The following is a 2,205-nucleotide window of genomic DNA, read 5'->3' on the forward strand; positions in this document are numbered from 1 at the left end:
CGCCCTTGGGCGAATGATGAAAACCTTACTGGTCAACATGTTATTGCCATTACCCGCAGCCTCACGCAGTTTCTTGATGATATGATTGCACGTGGAGCGCTTTTGGGTGGGCGGGTTTGGTTTGATCGTGATTTAAATTCCAACAGTACTTTGCAATTGGGAAAATTGCGGGTGGAATTTGATGCAGAAGAAGTACCACCTTTAGAAGATTTGAGTTTCGGCAGCCGGCGCAATAGCGCTTATTTTGATCGGCTGGCGCAAGATATCCAAAAGAAAATGACTTATCAATTTGGCGATACGCTTGAAACTTATCGCAAAGCAGCAAGGAGTTAGAGCATGACTTTACGCATTGTACGCGGTTTTACGCTGATTGTTGATGATAATGTGAATCTTCACCTCGATCTTGAAACATTAAAACTGCCCACGTTGGAAGAAATCACCGAAACCTATCAACCAGGGGGCTCTGATATGCAAATTGATGTGAGCGGTCTTGGTGTCAAAGCCCTTGGTTTACAAATGAAAATCCGCAGTCACACCCCCGAAATTATCGGCATCTTTGGTGGTTCTCCTGGTCTTCGTCATAAATTTACCGGAAAAAAACATGTGATCTCTGAAGAAGATGGGCGCGAGCATGAGCATTCCATTGATGTCACGGGGCGCTTGGTCAAAGTGGATAGTGAAGGCTTAACGGCTGGAAAAGCGACAGGCTATGATTGCGAGATCAAAAATGTTTGGGACTATACGGAATTTTGGGATGGTTCTGTTTTGCACCGCTTTTCGTTTAAACGGGGCGGCTGGCTTGTCCGCAATGGGCAAGAGATCGGTTCTCGCCGCCGCTCTATTCTCAATTTATAGGAATTGATCATGACAAGTTTACAAACCAGCATTGATGTAGAGTTGCAGGTTCCGCTTCCTTATCAGGATAAAGGAGGCAAAGAAACTCTCTGCAAGAAACTGACCTTTTATCGCCCCACTTTTAAGCATGCCAAGCAATTAGCGGTGCTCATTGGACCACAATTGACAGAGCTGCTGCTTCCTGAGTTTGGAGAGAAAATAACAACTTTGAGCAATGATGTGCTTATCACGAAGCTTTCTCAAGTTTTGTTCACAAGTGAGGCAACAGAAGGCATCACAGCACTTTTAGCCGATATGTCTCATGAAACGGTTGAATTGATTGATCGAGTTGATGTGATAGATATTGTCGCAATATTGAAGGCCTTTTTTGCTTTTTTTACGCAACGCCAATCCTCTCTGCCAGACAATTTGGAGCAGAACTAGCGCTTTATTATCACTGGGCGCCTTCAGAAATTAATCAGATGGATTGGCTGGATGTGATTGCCTATCGAGAAGAACTCGCACGCTTTAAAGCCCAAGAATATGAAAGTCATCAGTTAGGATAAGAGACGATCATGGATGTTTCCCTTGTTGTGCGTTTTGTCAATCATCTGCAAGAGGGGATAGCTTCTGCCAAGCGTGATCTTGCAGCCTTTAGTTCAGATGTTGCGCATTTCCAAAACAAGACAAGGCAGCATTTTAAAAATTGGTTTGACCCGGAGCATCTTGAGGATGCGACAAAGAATGCAGAAAATGCTTTCAATCATGCACGCGGGCGTATGGTGGGTGCCATTGCGCAAACAGCAACCTTAATTGCACCGCTCTATAAAGCCATGCAATTTGATNGCGTGAAGTTTTAGAACTGATGACCAGTGCTAGCCAAGCAGGGATTGGCGAACAAGATCTCGAAGCTTTTAGCATTTATGCCGCTAAAGCAGCTGTTGCTTTTGATATGACGGGAGATCAGATTGGGGAGCGCTTTGCCAAATTGCGCAATGTCTTTAAGCTTAATCAAGCAGGCATTGAAGATCTAGGCGATGCTATCAATCATCTCTCGAACCACATGGCGGCAAAAGCCAGTGAAGTGTCTGATTTTACCAATCGTGCCACCGGTGCGGCAACCATGTTTAAGCTCACTGCCCGTGAAACAGCAGCTTTTGGCACGGCGATGATTTCTGCTGGTATCGTTCCTGAGAGTGCCGCGCGTGGTTTTAATGCCATGAGTGCGCGCATACAGGCGGGGGGCAAGCATATTGAAGATGCTTTTGCTAATATCGGGCTTTCTCGCGAAAAATTCATGCAAGATCTGGATAAAGATGCTACCGGCACTTTGGTACGCTTTTTTGATGTTTTGGCAAAATCTGAACAGGG

The 2,205-nt window shown here is 45.2% G+C and carries 2 protein-coding genes and 2 pseudogenes; all 4 read left to right on the top strand.

Annotation, left to right across the window (positions count from 1 at the left end):
- Positions 1–333: pseudogene (locus tag ACFILT_RS03375) on the top strand (phage tail protein); the annotation flags it as partial.
- A gap of 3 nt (positions 334–336) precedes the next feature.
- The gene (locus tag ACFILT_RS03380; protein ID WP_375679580.1) at positions 337–855 is read left to right on the top strand and encodes a phage major tail tube protein; all 519 of its coding nucleotides are present in this window, start codon (positions 337–339) and stop codon (positions 853–855) included.
- A gap of 9 nt (positions 856–864) precedes the next feature.
- Positions 865–1,278 (top strand): hypothetical protein, encoded by a 414-nt coding sequence (locus ACFILT_RS03385; RefSeq protein ID WP_375679581.1) that lies wholly within the window; start codon positions 865–867, stop codon positions 1,276–1,278.
- A 131-nt stretch (positions 1,279–1,409) separates the two neighbouring features.
- Positions 1,410–2,205, top strand: a pseudogene (locus ACFILT_RS03390) (phage tail tape measure protein); the annotation flags it as partial.

It is taken from the genome of Bartonella sp. AP7XZML, from assembly GCF_042195745.1.
Taxonomy (GTDB): Bacteria; Pseudomonadota; Alphaproteobacteria; order Rhizobiales; family Rhizobiaceae; genus Bartonella.

Coding starts and splice junctions, on each gene's coding strand:
- ACFILT_RS03385 (WP_375679581.1), top strand. CDS start 865: ATGACAAGTTTACAAACCAGCATTGATGTAGAGTTGCAGGTTCCGCTT.
- ACFILT_RS03380 (WP_375679580.1), top strand. CDS start 337: ATGACTTTACGCATTGTACGCGGTTTTACGCTGATTGTTGATGATAAT.